Raw genomic sequence first — 17,262 nt, forward strand, 5'->3', positions numbered from 1 at the left:
GTATTTGGGCTCAACCCTTGCGGTCGCGCGCCGCCAGCGTGCGCAGCCTCAGCGCGTTGAGGCGGATGAAGCCTTCGGCGTCCTTCTGGTCGTAGGCGCCGCGATCGTCCTCGAATGTGACCAACGCATCGGAATAGAGCGTCTTCCTCGACTTGCGCCCGGTGACGATGACATTGCCCTTGTAGAGCTTCAGCCGCACCGTGCCTTCGACGTCTTCCTGGCTCTTGTCGATCATCGCCTGCAGCATCAGCCGCTCGGGCGCGAACCAGAAGCCGTTGTAGATCAGCTCGGCATAGCGCGGCATGAACTCGTCCTTGAGGTGGGCAGCACCTCGGTCCAGCGTGATCGATTCGATCGCCCGGTGGGCGGCGATCAGGATGGTGCCGCCGGGGGTTTCATAGACTCCGCGCGATTTCATGCCGACGAAACGGTTCTCGACCAGGTCGAGGCGGCCGATGCCGTTGTCGCGGCCGAGATCGTTGAGCGCGGCCAGCATCGTTGCCGGCGACAGTTTCTTGCCGTCGAGCGCGATCGGATCGCCCTTGAGGAATTCGATCTCGATCTCGGTGACCTTGTCCGGCGCGTCCATCGGCGAGATGGTGCGCTGGTGGACGAATTCCGGCGGCTCGCTCCACGGGTCCTCCAGCACCTTGCCCTCGGAGGAGGAGTGCAGAAGGTTGGCGTCGACGGAAAACGGCGCGTCGCCCTTCTTGTCCTTCGGCACCGGGATCTGGTGCTGCTCGGCGAAGTTGATCAGGTCGGTGCGTGACTTGAACGACCAGTCGCGCCAGGGCGCGATGACCTTGATGTCGGGGTTCAGCGCATAGGCCGAGAGCTCGAAACGAACCTGGTCGTTGCCCTTGCCGGTGGCGCCATGGGCGATGGCATCGGCGCCGGTCTCCTTTGCGATCTCGACCAGATGCTTCGAGATCAGCGGCCGCGCGATCGAGGTGCCGAGCAGGTAGGTGCCTTCATAGACGGTGTTGGCACGGAACATCGGGAAGACGAAGTCGGCGACAAATTCCTCGCGGACATCGACGATGCGGATGTCCTTGATGCCCATCATCTCGGCCTTGCGGCGCGCCGGCTCCAGCTCGCCGCCCTGGCCGAGGTCGGCGGTGAAGGTGACGACTTCGGCGCCGAGTTCGGTCTGCAGCCATTTCAGGATGATGGAGGTGTCGAGGCCGCCCGAATAGGCGAGCACGACTTTCTTGACGTCTTTTATCTTGCTGGGGGACATTTTAGCGGTTCCGCGCGAAAGGTTTCGCGGGCGAGGTATCACGGCGTTTCAGGCTAGCGCAAGGGACGAACCGTGCCTGGACCAGACGCTGCATCGGCCAGAAGCTGGCAAGGGCGCGGCTCTTGCGGTATGGCTGCGCCGTCTTTTGCTGCCACGAGCCATATTTGCTGCCACGAGATCGGCCATGTCCTTTATTCCTGACACCACCACGCTGATCCAGTTCGCCATCGCCACCGTGATCCTGGCGGTCACGCCGGGGCCCGACATGACGCTGTTCGTGTCGCGCACGCTGAGCCAGGGCCGGGCCGCAGGCTTTGCGTCGATGGCGGGCGCGCTGTTCGGCACGCTGATCCACACAACGCTGGTCGTGGTCGGCGTCTCGGCGCTGATCGTCGCCTCGCCGATGTCTTTCCTGGCCCTGAAGATATTCGGCGCCGGCTATCTCGTCTTCCTGGCGTGGCAGGCGGTCACCAGGGGATCGGCCTTTTCGCCGGAGAAGAAGAGCGGGCCCAGCATTTCGCTGTTCCGCGCCTGGGCGGCAGGGCTTGGCGTCAATCTGCTCAACCCCAAGATCATCCTGTTCTTCATGACCTTCCTGCCGCAATTCGTCTCGGCGCACGATCCGAACGCACCGGGAAAACTGTTCTTCCTCGGCGCGATGTTCGTCGTGCTGTCGATCCCGGTGACGGCGCCGATGGTCTTTGCGGCGGAAAAATTCTCGGCGGCGATGAAGGCCAGCCCGCGCGTGACGCGGGCGGTGGACTATCTGTTCGCCGGGGTGTTTTCGGCCTTCGCGCTCAAGATCCTGACGGCCCAGGCGAAGTAGCGCTTCCGATCTGGCGCCAGCTTCCGGCCCAGCGTCCAGCGCTCAGCCAATAGAAGATGCCGCCGACCATGCCGCAGCCGACCACCGCCAGCATGACGCTGGTGTTGGTGACCTCGAAATTGGCATCGGCCGTCTGGTGGACGAAGCCGAGGAAAACCGCGGCGACCGCAGCACCCGCCAGCGCATAGAACAGCCAGTCGCGCCTGCCGAGGATCTCGGAAACGATGATGGCGATGGCCGCCGGCATGAAGGCGAAATAGGCGACGAACAGCGCGACGAAGGGGATGGAAAACCACAGCGACGCCTGCGCCGCCGGTTGCGTCTCGTCCGTCATCAGCCCAAGCGACGCCAGGAACATGATGTTGAGGAAGGCGCTTGCCGCCAGCGAAGCGACGCCATAGCCGATCAGGATGATAGCGAAGCGGATGAGGTAGGCGCCGAGACGGTTCACGCCTCGCCGTGCCCCGCGATCATCATCGCTTCCAGCGCCAGCCGGTCGACCTTGCGCATGCGCTCCGATTCCGATTTGAGCTGGCCGCAGGCGGCCAGGATGTCGCGGCCGCGTGGCGTGCGGATCGGCGAGGCGTAGCCGGCATTGTTGATGTAGTCGGCGAACTTCTCGATCGTCTCCCAGTCCGAGCACTGGTAGTTGGTGCCAGGCCACGGGTTGAACGGGATCAGATTGATCTTGGCCGGGACGCCCTTGAGCAATTTGATCAGGGCCTTGGCGTCCTCAATGGAATCGTTGACGTCCTTCAGCATCACATATTCGAAGGTGATGCGCTTGGCGTTCGACAGGCCGGGATAGGCGCGGCAGGCGGCGATCAGTTCCTTGAGCGGATACTTCTTGTTGATCGGCACCAGCAGGTCGCGCAGATCGTCATTGGTGGCGTGCAGCGAGATCGCCAGCATGACGCCGATCTCCTCGCCGGTGCGGAAGATTTCGGGCACGACACCAGAGGTCGACAGCGTGATGCGGCGCTTGGACAGCGAAAGCCCGTCGCCATCGGAGGCGATCAGCAACGCCTTCTTCACCGCCTCGAAATTGTAGAGGGGCTCGCCCATGCCCATCATGACGATGTTGGACACTTTCCTGCCCTCGGCCGGCACGATGGCGCCGTCCGGCGTGTCGCGGTCGGGGAAATCGCCAAGCCGGTCGCGGGCGGTGAGCAACTGCGCCAGGATTTCCTCGGCGGTGAGATTGCGCACCAGCTTCTGCGTACCGGTGTGGCAGAAGGAACAGGTCAGGGTGCAGCCGACCTGCGAGGAGATGCACAGCGTGCCGCGGCCTTCTTCGGGGATGTAGACCGTCTCGATCTCGACGGGACGGCCGGCGCCGCGCGGCGGAAAGCGAAACAGCCATTTGCGGGTACCATCGGCGGAAATCTGTTCCTCGACGATTTCGGGCCTGGCCACGGTGAAATGCTTGTCCAGCTCGGCGCGCAAATCCTTGGAGATGTTGAACATGCCGGCGAAATCGGAGACGCCGCGCACATACATCCAGTGCCAGAGCTGCTGGGCGCGCATCTTGGCCTGGCGCTCCGGCACGATGCCCGATGCGACGAGGGCTTCACCAAGCTCGGCCCGCGTCAGGCCGACCAGCGACGGCTTTTCGGCCGGCGTGGCGCGGGCGCGCAACGCCTCACGGGCGCCCTCAGTGGTAAGATCGAGCGAAAGGGTCATGGTTGCACTGATATAAGCGATTTGCGGCCGATTGCAGCATCGCACTGGAAATGAAGCGCCGCGCATAGCACAGCCTGACGCCGGAGTCATGCGCGCGCCGGTCCACCTTCTCCACAACAGAGGGAGAAGGGGCCTAAACTGGCCCTATCCGACCTCGACCTTGACTCCGCGGCCGATTTCCTGTCTACAGCTCTCGAATTCCGCGACGAGTATCCCTCCGAGCAAGCCGCCCAGGACGCCGAAGCCTCTTTGAGGCGAGTGCTGTAAATCGATCCTGGAGGCCAACACCCGGCAGCGCAATGCGCCCCCGGGTGCTTTTTGGCTTTGCGCTTGCACGGGCTTTTGTCTGGACACTTGGCGCGAACGCATTACCTCTCGGATCGAACTGAACCGAGATTGAAGGAAGACAGATGTTCGAATCGCTTCAGGAGCGCACAAGAGGCGTGGAGGGCCATCGGCCCGACAGGGATCAAAATGAATCCAAGGCGCTGACGCGCGGCGGGTTGACCAATGTTTGAGTCCCTGCAGGAGCGCCTTGGCTCCATCCTGAACGGCCTGACCGGCCGCGGTGCCCTGTCCGAGGCTGACGTCTCGGCGGCGCTGCGCGAGGTGCGTCGCGCGCTGCTCGAGGCGGACGTGGCGCTGGAAGTGGTGCGTTCCTTCACCGACAAGGTGCGCGAGAAGGCCGTCGGCGCCGCCGTGGTCAAGTCGATCAAGCCCGGCCAGATGGTCGTCAAGATCGTTCATGACGAACTGGTCGAGATGCTCGGCGCCGAAGGGGTCGCCATCGACCTCAATGCGCCGGCCCCCGTCGTCATCATGATGGTCGGCCTGCAGGGCTCCGGCAAGACGACGACCTCGGCCAAGATCGCCAAGCGGCTTTCCGAGCGCCAGAACAAGAAAGTCCTGATGGCCTCGCTCGACACGCGGCGCCCCGCCGCGCAGGAGCAGCTCCGCCAGCTCGGTGAGCAGGTCAAGGTGGCGACGCTGCCTGTTGTCGCCGGCCAGAACCCGGTCGACATTGCGCGCCGTGCCGTGCAGGCGGCAAAGCTCGGCGGCCATGACGTCGTCATCCTCGACACCGCCGGCCGCACCCATATCGACGAGCCGCTGATGGTCGAAATGGCCGACATCAAGAAGGTGTCGTCGCCGCACGAAATCCTGCTGGTCGCCGATTCGCTGACCGGCCAGGACGCCGTCAATCTGGCCAAGAGCTTCGACGAGCGCGTCGGCATCACCGGCCTCGTCTTGACCCGCATGGACGGCGACGGCCGCGGCGGCGCCGCCCTTTCCATGCGCGCCGTCACCGGCAAGCCGATCAAGCTGATCGGCACCGGCGAAAAGATGGACGGGCTTGAAGAGTTCCATCCCAAGCGCATCGCCGACCGCATCCTCGGCATGGGCGACATCGTCAGCCTCGTCGAAAAGGCCGCCGAGAACATCGACGCCGAACAGGCTGCGGCGATGGCCAAGAAAATGCAGTCGGGCAAGTTCGACCTGAACGACCTTGCCAGCCAGCTTCAGCAAATGTCGAAGATGGGCGGCATGGGCGGCATCATGGGCATGATGCCGGGCATGGGCAAGATGAAGGACCAGATGGCTGCCGCCGGGCTCGACGACAAGATGTTCGGCCGCCAGCTCGCCATCATCTCGTCGATGACCAAGGCCGAGCGCGCCAATCCCGATATTCTCAAGCACTCGCGCAAGAAGCGCATCGCCGCCGGCTCGGGCACCGATGCGGCCGAGATCAACAAGCTGCTCAAGATGCACCGCGGCATGGCCGACATGATGAAGGCGATGGGCGGCAAGGGCAAAGGCGGCGGCCTCATGCGCGGCATGATGGGCGGCCTCGCCCAGAAGATGGGCCTCGGGGGCATGATGCCCGGCATGGGTGGCCCAGGCGGCATGGGTGGCGGCATGCCGGACCTGTCGAAGATGGACCCCAAGCAGCTCGAAGCCTTGCAGAAGCAGGCGCAAGCCGCCGGTCTAGGCGGCATGAAGGGCCTGCCCGGCTCACTGCCCGGTGGCGGTGGTCTGCCCGGTCTGCCCGGCGGCATGAAACTTCCGGGGCTTCCCGGCCTGGGCGGCGGCGGACTTCCCGGCCTCGGCAAGAAGAAGTGAGGGCGCGATGAACGAAGAAAAGGACATGGCCGACGCACGCACGATTTTGGCCGGCTACCGCGCCTCGATCGACAACATCGACGCGGCGCTCATCCATATGCTGGCCGAGCGCTTTCGCTGCACCAAGGCGGTCGGCGTGCTGAAGGCGGAGCATGGCCTGCCGCCGGCCGATCCAGCGCGCGAGCAGCAGCAGATCGCCCGTCTTCGCCAACTGGCGAAAGACGCCCATCTCGATCCGGATTTCGCGGAGAAGTTCCTCAACTTCGTCGTCCGCGAAGTGATCCGCCATCATGAGCAGATTGCCGCCTCGAACGGCATGACCAAAGCCGGCTAATCATAGCGGCGAACCGATCAACGAAATCAGAGCTTTTTAGGAGAAAAGAAATGCCATTGAAAATCAGACTGGCCCGTGCGGGCTCGAAGAAGCGTCCCTATTACCATGTCGTCGTCGCCGACGCCCGCTCGCCGCGCGACGGCCGTTTCATCGAGTCGCTCGGCTCGTGGAACCCGCTGCTGCCGAAGGACGGCGAACGCGTCAAGGTCGACGCCGACCGCGTCAAGCACTGGCTGTCGCACGGCGCCCAGCCGACCGACCGCGTGCTGCGCTTCCTCGACGAGGCCGGCCTTGCCAAGCGCGAGGCCCGCGCCAACCCGAAGAAGGCCGAGCCCGGCAAGAAGGCGCAGGAACGCGCCGCCCTTTTGAAGAAGGCGCAGGAAGATGCCGCCGCCGCCGTTGCAGCCGCTGCGGCCGCGCCGGCCGAGGCGGAAGCCGCCACCGCCGAATAATTCGCTTTCCGCCTGTGGAAGCAGAAACGACGGCGGGCTTGTGCCCGCCGTTTTGCTATTTTCCGTCAAGGAAGCGGCTGGTTAGATGAGCGAACAGGCAATTACGGAAGAGGTCCTGTCCGGTCGCGTCGTCGGGCGGCTGTTGCGATGCACGGATGCCACGACCGGTGTCGTGGTATTGAGCGGGTCGAGCGGCCGTGTCGACGTCGCCCGCGCCCGGCTGTTCGCCAATGAGGGTGCGTCTGCCTTGGCCCTGCAGTGGTTTGGCGGCGAAGGTCAGATTCCCGGAATATGCGAAGTTCCTCTCGAAACGTTTTTCGCGGCAACCGACTGTCTTGTTGAACTGGGATGTCGGCGCATCGTCTATGTCGGGACGTCGAAAGGCGCCGAGGCATCGTTGCTCGCGGCGGCTCACGACCCACGCATCGACGCTGTGGCTGCGATCAGTCCGACATCGGTCGTCTGGGGAAATATCGGGCCGGGCCGCGATGGCATCAGTTGGCCCGAACGATCTTCATGGACGCTTGAGGGGCTGGCGTGCCCGTTTGTTCCAACCGACCCGAATTGGAGCACGGAACATATCGACGGTCTGGTGTCCTACAAAGGGCTTTTCCAGCACTGCTTGGAAGTCTTCAAGGACGAGGCGGGCAGGGCCACCATTCCCGTTGAGGCAATCTCGGCGGAGATTGTATTGGTCGCAGGTGGCGATGATGCGTTGTGGCCATCCCTGGATTTCGCGGAATCGATTGTCCGGCGTCGCATGGATACGGGAAGGATCACGCGCCTCGTTTCGGCGCCCGATGCGGGCCATCGAATTCTTTTGCCGGGTGAAAACACCCCGCGGTCGAGAGCGCATGCGCATGGCGGCAATGATGCCGCCGATGCAAGCCTTGGCCGGGAAGCCTGGGGCTATCTCCGGGAACTGCTTTGGGGCATTTAAGCGAGCATCGACGGAAACGGCGAGCCTTTGCCCGCCGTTTTCCTTATCGGACTCAGTAGCCTCGTGGGCAGCGGTCGACGTAGACGCGCCCGTAGCGATCGCGGTAGCGACATTGACCCCTTTCACTGGCACGGCCGATCAGTGCACCAGCCACGGCGCCGACAGCGCCACCAATGACAGCGCCTTCCACCGGATCGCCTGCCACGGCAGCGCCGACGGCAGCGCCACCCAGGCCACCGACCGCCGCACCCTTTTCCGTTTGCGAGCAGGCGCCGAGGGGCACCAGCAGGGCCATCAAAAGCATCGTCTTTCTCATTTGTCGCTCCTCCCGAACGGGAAACGCCTCCCACCCGCCGTGCGTCGATAACGCGCGGATGCAGAATTTGATCCGTTTTGAGCAATAGCGGCGGCCAGCGGCCGTTTTCCGCGCGAACGGATCGCCTACCGGCTGAAGGGGATCAGCGCGCGCACCCTTGGGTCGCGTAGATACAGGCCGCCCCACAGGATGATGCCGAGATAGACACCGAACAGCGTATGCGACAATAGCGGGCTGCCGACACGCGCATGGGTGGCGATGGCGCCGCCGAGATAGGCGGTGAGCAGGATGGCGCCGAGCACCGAGGTGCGCGGCAAGGCGTAGAGCGCCGTCGAGATCAGCCCGATGACGCCGAGCATGCGCGCGACGTTTGCATCGGCCGGCCAGCCAAGCGGCACCATTGTCTGCGTGACCACATCGAGCGGCGGCAGCTTGATGACGCCGTCGAGGATCATGAACAGCACGATGATGGCGCTGAGCACGCGGCCGGTCCACAGCGCAGGCGACGACACGGATGTCGATTGGGCAATAGTCATTGGTGTTCCCTCCGTTGTTTCGGACACTGGCTTCGCTCACCAGGTTCGAAGCAAGGACGCGGCACAGGGCGGCGATCCGACACGGTCCAGGAACTTTCTCTCGCCAGGTCCGATGCAGTACACATGCAAGTTCAGCCGCCAGCGACATCGTCATGTCCCCGGTGCACCGGGGACTATCGGCATATCCTCGCCACGGGTAATTAGGCACGTGCCAAGGGCATCAGTCGGAGGATGGCAATGAGCGGCGAGACCGATCTGAAGAAACTTCTGGCGACGATGACGCCGCAATTGCTTGCCGGCGTCCATGTCTTCGTCACCTTGCCACCCGCTGCGCCGGTTCCCGGCGGGCTCGATCCGGTGATGTTGTTTCGCGAGCGCGAGGGCACGACGCTGATCGTGCTCGAGGATCAGGCGAAGGCGGCCGGCCTGGACGCCGCATTCCCCAGCCGCATGATCACGCTGAACATCCATTCCTCACTGGAAGCCGTCGGCTTCCTCGCCGCCATCACCGCGCGGCTGGCCAGCGTCGGCATGGGCGTCAACCCGGTCTCGGCTTTTTACCACGACCATCTGTTTGTGCCGGCCGACAGGGCGGAAGAGGCGCTGGCGATGTTGGAAAAGCTGGCGGAGGAAAGCCGGCTTTGACGCCAGCACTTGCTGCTTACTTGAGACGCCGGCGCCGCCCCTTATCCCCCTGCCAGGACCTTCTCCCCGTGAACGGGGAAAAGAAAGCCACCCGGCCGAAGGCCGAGCCCGCGACCGCGGGCCGCCGGTCGTCCGGTGCCCCCGCGGAGGGCCCGCCGCGGCAGCGGCGATACGGCCCGTGAGCGAAAAAACAAGACCGCCCGAAGGCCGAGCCCGCGACCGCGGGCCGCCGGTCGTCCGGCGCCCTCGCGGAGGGCCCGCCGCGGCAGCGGCGATACGGCCCGTGAGCGAAAACTATGCCGCCTTCTTCTTCGGCTGGATCAGTCCCCGCTCGACCAGCAGCTCGGCGATCTGCACGGCATTGAGAGCCGCGCCCTTGCGCAGATTGTCGGAGACGATCCACATCGACAGGCCGTTGTCGATGGTCGAATCCTCGCGGATGCGCGAGATGAAGGTCGCGTCCTCGCCGGCCGATTCCAGCGGCGTGATGTAGCCGCCGTCCTCGCGCTTGTCCAGGACCTGGCAGCCCGGCGCATCGCGCAGGATATCGCGCGCCTCGTCGGCTGTGATCGGCTTTTCGAACTCGATGTTGACCGCTTCCGAATGGCCGATGAACACCGGCACCCGGACGCAGGTCGCCGTCAGCTTGATCTTGGGGTCGAGCATCTTCTTGGTCTCGGCCACCATCTTCCACTCTTCCTTGGTGAAGCCGTCGTCGAGGAAGACGTCGATATGCGGAATGACGTTGAAGGCGATGCGCTTGGTGAACTTCTTGACGTCGACCGTGTCGGCGACGAACACGGCGCGCGTCTGCGTGAAGAGCTCGTCCATGCCTTCCTTGCCGGCGCCCGACACCGACTGGTAGGTGGCGACGACGACGCGCTTGATGGTGGCGACGTCGTGCAGCGGCTTCAACGCCACGACGAGCTGCGCCGTCGAGCAGTTCGGGTTGGCGATGATGTTCTTGCGGGTAAACAGCGAAATCGCATCCGGGTTCACTTCCGGCACGATCAGCGGCACGTCCTGATCATAGCGGAAGGCCGACGAATTATCGATGACGACGCAGCCCTGCTTGCCGATCTTCGGCGACCATTCCTTCGACACGTTGCCGCCGGCCGACATGATGCAGATGTCGGTGTCGGAGAAGTCGTATTGGTCGAGCGCCTTGACCTTCAGCGTGCGGTCGCCGAACGACACTTCCGTGCCCTGGCTGCGCCGCGAGGCCAGCGCCACAACTTCGCTCACCGGAAAGCCGCGCTCTTCCAGTATGTTGAGCATTTCCCGGCCCACATTGCCCGTGGCGCCGACGATCGCTACCTTGAAACTCATCAGAAATCTCCTGTCCCTCTCCACTCGGTTTTTGGAGAAAACCCGCCGGCCGATGCGGGCCTCAACCCCCGGGCCGGACCCGGGAGAGGGTGGTTAGGCCAAGGGAATCACACCGTTTTGGTGGTGGTTTTGCCCGTTTTCTTGACCAAGAATGCGGTTTTGCTGGAACGGTAAGACGCGGCAACGCGCCCGGCCCAATGATTTGCATTGTGGCCGGGGAAGTCGACTGCAAGGAACGCCATCAAAAGGCCGCGCATCGAGAACTTTCCCGTTCGGTGCCGGCTTTTACGCGGTTTGCGCAAAGAGTCAATTGCAACGAACAGTGCGCTTGCCCTGTACAATGATGGCGGCGCGAAGTACGAACGGCGGGACCGTCCGGCTCATTGAGCGTCTCAGCGCCCGCCGACGAAAGGCCCATCGCCGGGCACAGAAGTATCCGAATTCCGAAAGAGCAAGATGTCCAATTTCGATAGTATTGTTCCTGCGCTGGCAACGGCGCTGGAAAAACGCGGCTATGTCGCGCTGACGCCGGTGCAGAAGGCGGTTCTGGCCCCTGAGCTCGGCGAGGCAGATGCGCTGGTTTCGGCGCAGACCGGCTCCGGCAAGACAGTCGCTTTCGGCCTTGCTTTGGCGCCGACGCTGCTCGGCGGCGCGGAGCGCTTTCCCCACGCCGCCGCCCCGCTGGCGCTGGCGGTGGCGCCGACGCGCGAGCTCGCTTTGCAAGTGACGCGCGAACTGGAATGGCTCTATGAACTGACCGGCGCCACGGTCGCGTCCTGCGTCGGCGGCATGGACATGCGCACCGAGCGGCGCGCGCTGGAGCGCGGCGCCCATATTGTCGTCGGCACGCCGGGCCGCTTGCGCGACCACATCACCCGACACTCGTTGGACATGTCAGCGCTGAAGGCGGTGGTGCTCGACGAGGCCGACGAGATGCTCGATCTCGGCTTTCGCGAGGATCTGGAATTCATCCTCGACGCCGCTCCGGCCGAGCGCCGCACCTTGATGTTTTCGGCCACCGTGCCCCGCTCGATCGCTACGCTCGCCCAGGGCTACCAGCGCAACGCGGTGCGCATCTCGGCCGCCGGCGAGGAGAAGCAGCATCTCGACATCGAGTACCGGGCGTTGAGCGTCGCCCCGGCCGACCGCGAAAACGCCATCATCAACGTGCTGCGCTATTACGAGGCGAAGAACGCGCTGGTGTTCTGCAACACCCGCGCCGCCGTCAACCATTTGACCGCCCGCTTCAACAATCGCAATTTCTCCGTCGTGGCGCTGTCCGGCGAGCTCAGCCAGAACGAGCGCAGCCACGCTCTGCAGGCGATGCGCGACGGCCGCGCCAAAGTCTGCATCGCCACCGATGTCGCGGCGCGCGGCATCGACCTGCCCAACCTCGAACTGGTTGTCCATGCCGACCTGCCGACCAATCCGGAGACGCTCCTGCACCGCAGCGGGCGCACGGGTCGCGCCGGGCGCAAGGGCGTCAGCGCGTTGATTGTGCCCAACAGCGCCCGCCGGCGCACCGAACGCCTGCTGCAAAGTGCCGGCCTGACCGCCGCATGGGCGAGCCCGCCCTCGGCCGACGACGTGCTCAGGCGCGACGACGAGCGCATCCTCGCCGATCCGGCCTTCAGCGAACCGGTGAGCGATGACGAGCGCGGCTTCGTCGACACGCTTCTGGAAAGACATGGCGCCGAACTGGTGGCGGCAGCTTTCGTGCGCATGTGCCGCTCCAGCCGTTCAGCGCCCGAGGATCTCCTCGATGTCGCACCCTTCACCCCGTCCGGCGAAAAGTTTGCGCGCCGCGACGAAGCACCCGGCCGCCGCGACGATTTCGGCGCCAGCGTCTGGTTCTCGCTGTCGGTCGGCCGCAGGCAGAATGCCGAGCCGCGCTGGCTGATCCCGATGCTGTGCCGCACCGGCAGCATCACCAAGCGCGAGATCGGCGCCATCAAGATGCAGCCGGAGGAGACCTTCGTGCAGATCGCGGCCGATTGGGCCGATCGATTTCTCCAGGCGGTCGGCCCGGACCGCAAGCTGCAGAACAACATCGTGGTGAAGCGGCTGGAAGGCGCGCCCGACCTGTCGCGGGCCGGCTATCAGCCGCCAAGGCCCGACAAGAAGCCACATCGCGGCAAGGGAGCGTTCGATCCGAACGCGCCGAAGCCCAAATTCGAAAAGCGCGCGGCGCCGGCCGGGCAGCGCGACGCCGGTTCTTCCGAGGCAAAGCCCTGGGCAAAGAAGCCGGGCAAGCCGAAGTTCGAAAATGCCGGACCGCCGAAACACAAGAAGCCGAAGAAGCGGCCGACCTGATCGTGGGCGCAGCGATCTGACGGGTTCCTCTCAGCTTTGCTGCCGAAGGGACAGGGCGAAGTTGGGGACGGCCTGCTTGTAGCTGACACACAGCATTTCACGCTCACCTCTTGCGATCCGCCGCAACTCTAGACAGTCTAGCGAGACGCGAATGGGGGTGGGCAGGCATGCGCGGCGAGGTTCTTCACTATGACGAGACCCAGGGCTTCGGTTTCATCACCGGAGCCGACGGCAATCGCTACGGCTTTGCGCGCGAGAACCTGCGCCGCGAGACGTCGATTGCCAAGGGCACGCTGGTCGAGTTCCAGCCAGGTGGCGGAAAAGCGCGCGATGTCTTTTCGATTGATGCCAAGGCAGCCGATGCTCCTGCTGCACCCGCACCGTCTCAGCCCGGCCATGCGCCCGAGACACCCAAGCCGCAACATTTCGGCCGGTCCGCCGAGCAAGAGCCCGCCGCAGGCACCGGATTGTGGAACTATTTCTGGCGCGGCCTGACCGAGAATTACTTCAACTTCGCCGGCCGCGCCCGCCGCAAGGAATATTGGGGCTATTGCCTGTTCTGGGCGATCGCGCTGCTGGTGATTGGCGGCTTCGGCGTCTTCATCGACGACGCCATGGGCAATCTCGACGAACTGCCGGCGGTGACGGTCGGTCTTTGCGGCCTCTTCCTGCTGGCGACAGTCCTGCCATGGCTTGGACTCAACGTGCGTCGCCTGCACGATATCGGCCTGACCGGCTGGCTCGTCCTGCTTGTCTTGATCCCGACCTTCGGCAGCCTGATCATCCTGGTCTTCGCGCTGATCCCAACCCAAGCAAGCGAAAACCAGTGGGGGCCAGTGCCGGCCAGCGTAAGGGCGCAATAGTGCACCGCCATCTCGCACAGTATAAGGGCAGCAAGTGCTGCCGCATCCCCGGTCGTCGCCCAGCGGACGTCGACCGCCACCGGGATCAGCCCAGGAACTTGGCGATGATCGCGTCGCCCATCTCGACGGTGCCAACCTCGGTCATGCCCTCGGACAGGATGTCCTTGGTGCGCAGTCCGTCGTCGAGCACGGCGGCGATCGCGCCTTCGAGCTTGTCTGCCTCGGCCACCATGCCGAAGGAATAGCGCAGGCACATGGCGAAGGAGGCGATCATGGCGATCGGATTGGCGATGCCCCTGCCGGCGATGTCGGGCGCCGAGCCATGCACCGGCTCGTAAAGCGCCTTGCGCTTCTTGGTCTTCACGTCAGGCGCGCCAAGCGAGGCTGAAGGCAGCATGCCGATCGAGCCCGTCAGCATGGCGGCGATGTCGGAAAGCATGTCGCCGAACAGATTGTCGGTGACGATGACGTCGAACTGCTTCGGCCAGCGCACCAGCTGCATGCCGCCGGCATCAGCCAGCATGTGGTCGAGCTTGACGTCGGAATAGCGCGCCTTGTGGGTCTGGGTGACGACCTCGTTCCACAGCACGCCAGACTTCATGACATTGCGCTTTTCCATCGAGGTGACGTGGTTCTTGCGGGTCCGCGCCAGCTCGAAGGCGACGCCCGAAATGCGCTCGATCTCGAACGTGTCGTAGACCTGGGTGTCGATGCCGCGCTTCTGGCCATTGCCGAGGTCGATGATCTGCTTCGGCTCGCCGAAATAGACGCCGCCGGTCAGCTCGCGCACGATCAATATGTCGAGCCCCTCGACCACCTCCTGCTTGAGCGAGGAGGATGCCGCCAGCGCCGGATAGCAGATCGCCGGTCTGAGATTGGCGAACAGCTCCATGTCCTTGCGCAGCCGCAGCAGCCCGGCTTCCGGGCGCACCTCGTAAGGCACCGCATCCCATTTCGGCCCGCCGACGGCGCCGAACAGCACGGCGTCGGCCGCCATCGCCTTTGCCATGTCGGCATCGGAGATCGCCGCGCCATGCGCGTCGTAGGCGCAGCCGCCGACCAGGCCCTCGTCGGTGACAAAGCCGCTGCCGAGCTTGTCGTTCATGGCGGATATCAGCTTCTTCACTTCGGCCATCGCCTCGGGGCCGATGCCGTCGCCGGCAAGCAGGAGAAGATTTTTCAAAGCCATGGAGAACCGTCCCGGAAAGTTTTGAACCGCGGCCTTGCTAAACGCCAAGCGGCCGGCACGCAAGGGGAGGAAGAACGCTGCGACATCCTCTGACCTGCTCGGCCTCGCAAGACTTGGGTTCCTCGCCCCCGCAACGCGGGGGAGAAGTGGCCGCGAAGCGGCCGGAGAGGGGGCTTTCGTAGGGCGCGGTCCCCCTCTCCGTCTCGGCTTCGCCGAGCCACCTCTCCCCCACTTTCGTGGGGGCGAGGAACCCAAGCTGGAATGATGCCGCAATCCTTCGCGCCAGTGTCGCCGCCCTACGGCGTCCGTCAGTTATGCGACAGAATATTGACCAGCCTGCCCAGGGGATCGCGCACATAGAAGCGCCGCACGCCCCAGGGCTCGTCGGCCGGTCCATATTCGATGGCAAAGCCGGCGGCCTTCATTGCCTCAAACGCCGTATCGACATCGTCGACCTCGATCGACAGGTCCGGCACCGGCGTGCCGGAGCCGCCTTGGGCCATGAAGCTGACCTGCACCGTCATTGTCTCCTGCGAGCCATAGGTGGCGATCCAGCCAAGATCCATCTTGAGATCGAGGCCGAGCACATCCTGGTAGAAGCGCTTCGCCGCCGCGATGTCCTGCGTTTCGATGTTGGCTACGATGCGCCGGACTTTCATCGCACCGTCCGCCGCAGCGCCGTGACTTCGATCTCGATCTTCATCTCCGGCTTGTTGAGCTGGCAGACGATCATCGTCGCCGCCGGCCTGATCTCGCCAAAGGTCTCGCCGAGGATCGGGAAGACGACATCCACGAAGGCCTGGTCGGTGATGTAATAATGCGCCCGCACCACATCGGCCATCTCGAAGCCGCCATCCTGCAATGCCTTGCCGATCGTGGCCAGGCAATTGCGTGTCTGCGCCTCGACCGTCTCCGGCATCGTCATCGTCGCATAGTCGTAGCCGGTTGTTCCCGACACGAAACACCAGTCGCCCTGCACCACCGCGCGCGAATAGCCGGCGGTTTTTTCGAAGGGCGAACCGGTGGAGATCAGTTTGCGCATGGTGTCCTCGCATTGGTTGTGACTATTTTGCAGGGAAGACGCCGGTCCCGCCATGGACCAACACAGATGGATAGGCGGTGCAATACCTCTGATGTCGGCGGAGCGGCCCCTCTGCCTAGCATTCGTCGTTCGGAAAGCCAGGCAATGGCTTCCCCTTCGCTACGCGGACCACTCCTTAGCCCTGCGACGGGAGAGCGGCAGCTTCGGCGGCCACTGCAATTTCTGCTTGCATGGCGATTATATATTTGACAGACCCAACAGATATGCGATAACGAATCCAAGGAGTTATCGCCATGTCCGTTTTGTCCCGCCCCTACTTCCACGACGAAGCCGCCGCATTTGAACATGTAGAGGGCATGCTGTGGCCGCAGGGTCCGGTTTGCCATCACTGTGGTTCGATGGAAAAGCACTACGCCTTGAAGGGCGGTCGCACGAAGCCTTCCAAGAAGAACCCGAACGGCGTCGAAATCCACGGCCTCTACAAGTGCTCGGATTGCCGCAAGAAGTTTACGGTTCGCATGGGCACCATCTTCGAGGAAAGCCATCTGCCGCTGCATATTTGGCTACAGGCTCTTCATGCCATGTGCGCCAGCAAGAAGGGTGTCTCGGCTCATCAACTGCACCGCGCTCTGGAAATCACCTACAAGACCGCGTGGTTCATGTGCCATCGCATTCGTGAAGCCATGCGCTCGGATGACTTCACGCCCATGGGTGGCGTGGGCAAGTTCGTTGAGGTTGACGAAACCTACATTGGCCGTCTCGCGGACGTTCCTGTCGGTCCGAGTGGCGCGCACAAGAATGTTGTCCTTACCCTTGTGGAACGCGGCGGCGCTGCCCGCTCGTTCCACATCGATAGCGCAACGGTTGCCCGCGTCCTGCCTATCGTCAATGCGAACATCCACAAGGAAAGCGTTTTCATGTCGGACGAGGCGCGCGTATATGACAACATCGGCCCCGAGTTCGCGGCGCACGGCACCGTCAATCATGGCCGTGAGGAATACGTTCGCGGCCTCGTCCATACCAACACGGTCGAAGGCTACTATTCGATCTTCAAGCGCGGCATGAAGGGCGTCTATCAGCATTGCGCCGAACACCATCTGCACCGCTATCTGGCAGAGTTGGATTTCCGCTATTCGAACCGTTCGGCCATGGGGATCGAGGATAACGTGCGTTCGCTCATCGCCTTGAAGGGCGCCAAGGGGAAGCGCCTGACTTATCGGAGAGCTGTGTGAGGCTAAGCGAGGGCACTCTCGCAAGCCGGTTCAATTGACGCTTCCGCTGTGGAAATATGAGCATCGAAGGCGGAAAAAACGAGTCCCGCCAAAGGGTTATCTAAATCCTTGATTCAACTTGTTTTTTTGCAAAGAGAGGACTATATTGTCCAGTGGCGGGAAACGCCGGAACCACCTCGGGCCGTGTCATAGACACGGCAG

The 17,262-nt window shown here is 63.7% G+C and carries 19 protein-coding genes; 9 read left to right on the forward strand and 10 right to left on the reverse strand.

The window, feature by feature from the left end; genetic code table 11:
* Positions 1 to 10: 10 nt before the first annotated feature.
* Positions 11 to 1,240, reverse strand: a complete 1,230-nt coding sequence (locus CN311_RS19095) for an argininosuccinate synthase (protein WP_097575293.1) — start codon at positions 1,238 to 1,240, stop codon at positions 11 to 13.
* 184 nt (positions 1,241 to 1,424) lie between these two features.
* Between CN311_RS19095 and CN311_RS19100 the strand changes: the two genes are divergently transcribed.
* Entirely contained in the window at positions 1,425 to 2,066 is a 642-nt protein-coding gene (locus CN311_RS19100) for a LysE family translocator (RefSeq protein ID WP_097575294.1), read from the forward strand.
* On the opposite strand, the gene CN311_RS19105 is transcribed toward CN311_RS19100, so the two are convergent.
* Positions 2,038 to 2,517 carry a hypothetical protein gene (locus CN311_RS19105; RefSeq protein WP_097575295.1) on the reverse strand — a complete coding sequence of 160 codons (480 nt, stop codon included), beginning with the start codon at positions 2,515 to 2,517 and terminating at the stop codon, positions 2,038 to 2,040. The two genes, CN311_RS19100 and CN311_RS19105, sit on opposite strands and share 29 nt — an antisense overlap.
* Positions 2,514 to 3,749: a dual-specificity RNA methyltransferase RlmN gene (rlmN, locus tag CN311_RS19110; protein WP_097575296.1), complete on the reverse strand. Its 1,236-nt coding sequence runs from the start codon at positions 3,747 to 3,749 to the stop codon at positions 2,514 to 2,516. Before rlmN ends, CN311_RS19105 begins: the two co-directional genes overlap by 4 nt.
* Positions 3,750 to 4,259: 510 nt before the next feature.
* Here rlmN and ffh point away from each other — a divergent pair.
* From ffh to CN311_RS19135, 4 genes are all read left to right on the forward strand, one after another.
* Complete coding sequence (ffh, locus tag CN311_RS19120) at positions 4,260 to 5,870, forward strand: signal recognition particle protein (protein ID WP_097575297.1); 1,611 nt, start codon at positions 4,260 to 4,262, stop codon at positions 5,868 to 5,870.
* Between the two features lie 7 nt (positions 5,871 to 5,877).
* Entirely contained in the window at positions 5,878 to 6,204 is a 327-nt protein-coding gene (locus CN311_RS19125; protein ID WP_097575298.1) for a chorismate mutase, read from the forward strand.
* 50 nt (positions 6,205 to 6,254) lie between these two features.
* Positions 6,255 to 6,656, forward strand: coding sequence for a 30S ribosomal protein S16 (gene rpsP / locus CN311_RS19130; RefSeq protein WP_097575299.1), 402 nt, complete (start codon positions 6,255 to 6,257; stop codon positions 6,654 to 6,656).
* Positions 6,657 to 6,741: 85 nt separating this feature from the next.
* Positions 6,742 to 7,596 (forward strand): acyl-CoA thioester hydrolase/BAAT C-terminal domain-containing protein, encoded by an 855-nt coding sequence (locus CN311_RS19135; RefSeq protein WP_097575300.1) that lies wholly within the window; start codon positions 6,742 to 6,744, stop codon positions 7,594 to 7,596.
* 52 nt (positions 7,597 to 7,648) lie between these two features.
* Here the strand turns inward: CN311_RS19135 and CN311_RS19140 are convergent, their stop codons facing one another.
* Positions 7,649 to 7,912 carry a YMGG-like glycine zipper-containing protein gene (locus CN311_RS19140; RefSeq protein ID WP_097575301.1) on the reverse strand — a complete coding sequence of 88 codons (264 nt, stop codon included), beginning with the start codon at positions 7,910 to 7,912 and terminating at the stop codon, positions 7,649 to 7,651.
* Positions 7,913 to 8,037: 125 nt separating this feature from the next.
* Complete coding sequence (locus CN311_RS19145) at positions 8,038 to 8,448, reverse strand: DoxX family protein (RefSeq protein ID WP_097575302.1); 411 nt, start codon at positions 8,446 to 8,448, stop codon at positions 8,038 to 8,040.
* A 237-nt stretch (positions 8,449 to 8,685) separates the two neighbouring features.
* Between CN311_RS19145 and CN311_RS19150 the strand changes: the two genes are divergently transcribed.
* Positions 8,686 to 9,093, forward strand: coding sequence for an ACT domain-containing protein (locus tag CN311_RS19150; protein ID WP_097575303.1), 408 nt, complete (start codon positions 8,686 to 8,688; stop codon positions 9,091 to 9,093).
* Positions 9,094 to 9,387: 294 nt separating this feature from the next.
* On the opposite strand, the gene CN311_RS19155 is transcribed toward CN311_RS19150, so the two are convergent.
* Both CN311_RS19155 and CN311_RS32640 read right to left on the reverse strand, forming a co-directional pair.
* Complete coding sequence (locus tag CN311_RS19155; protein WP_097575304.1) at positions 9,388 to 10,422, reverse strand: aspartate-semialdehyde dehydrogenase; 1,035 nt, start codon at positions 10,420 to 10,422, stop codon at positions 9,388 to 9,390.
* 107 nt (positions 10,423 to 10,529) lie between these two features.
* Positions 10,530 to 10,679, reverse strand: coding sequence for a hypothetical protein (locus CN311_RS32640; protein ID WP_165779763.1), 150 nt, complete (start codon positions 10,677 to 10,679; stop codon positions 10,530 to 10,532).
* A gap of 199 nt (positions 10,680 to 10,878) precedes the next feature.
* On the opposite strand from CN311_RS32640, the gene CN311_RS19160 reads away from it, so the two are divergent.
* Positions 10,879 to 12,735 carry a DEAD/DEAH box helicase gene (locus CN311_RS19160; protein WP_097575305.1) on the forward strand — a complete coding sequence of 619 codons (1,857 nt, stop codon included), beginning with the start codon at positions 10,879 to 10,881 and terminating at the stop codon, positions 12,733 to 12,735.
* Between the two features lie 167 nt (positions 12,736 to 12,902).
* Positions 12,903 to 13,598: a DUF805 domain-containing protein gene (locus CN311_RS19165; protein ID WP_097575306.1), complete on the forward strand. Its 696-nt coding sequence runs from the start codon at positions 12,903 to 12,905 to the stop codon at positions 13,596 to 13,598.
* An 85-nt stretch (positions 13,599 to 13,683) separates the two neighbouring features.
* Here the strand turns inward: CN311_RS19165 and leuB are convergent, their stop codons facing one another.
* The 3 genes from leuB to CN311_RS19185 all read right to left on the reverse strand — a co-directional run bounded on the left by leuB (position 13,684) and on the right by CN311_RS19185 (position 15,829).
* Entirely contained in the window at positions 13,684 to 14,787 is a 1,104-nt protein-coding gene (gene leuB / locus CN311_RS19175) for a 3-isopropylmalate dehydrogenase (protein WP_097575307.1), read from the reverse strand.
* A 308-nt stretch (positions 14,788 to 15,095) separates the two neighbouring features.
* Positions 15,096 to 15,446 (reverse strand): VOC family protein, encoded by a 351-nt coding sequence (locus CN311_RS19180; RefSeq protein WP_097575308.1) that lies wholly within the window; start codon positions 15,444 to 15,446, stop codon positions 15,096 to 15,098.
* Positions 15,443 to 15,829: a RidA family protein gene (locus tag CN311_RS19185; protein WP_097575309.1), complete on the reverse strand. Its 387-nt coding sequence runs from the start codon at positions 15,827 to 15,829 to the stop codon at positions 15,443 to 15,445. Before CN311_RS19185 ends, CN311_RS19180 begins: the two co-directional genes overlap by 4 nt.
* Before the next feature lie 293 nt (positions 15,830 to 16,122).
* Between CN311_RS19185 and CN311_RS19190 the strand changes: the two genes are divergently transcribed.
* Entirely contained in the window at positions 16,123 to 17,061 is a 939-nt protein-coding gene (locus CN311_RS19190; RefSeq protein ID WP_097575310.1) for an IS1595 family transposase, read from the forward strand.
* The last annotated feature ends 201 nt before the right edge of the window (positions 17,062 to 17,262 follow it).

Source organism: Mesorhizobium sanjuanii, from assembly GCF_002529485.1.
GTDB classification, from domain to species: Bacteria; Pseudomonadota; Alphaproteobacteria; order Rhizobiales; family Rhizobiaceae; genus Mesorhizobium; species Mesorhizobium sanjuanii.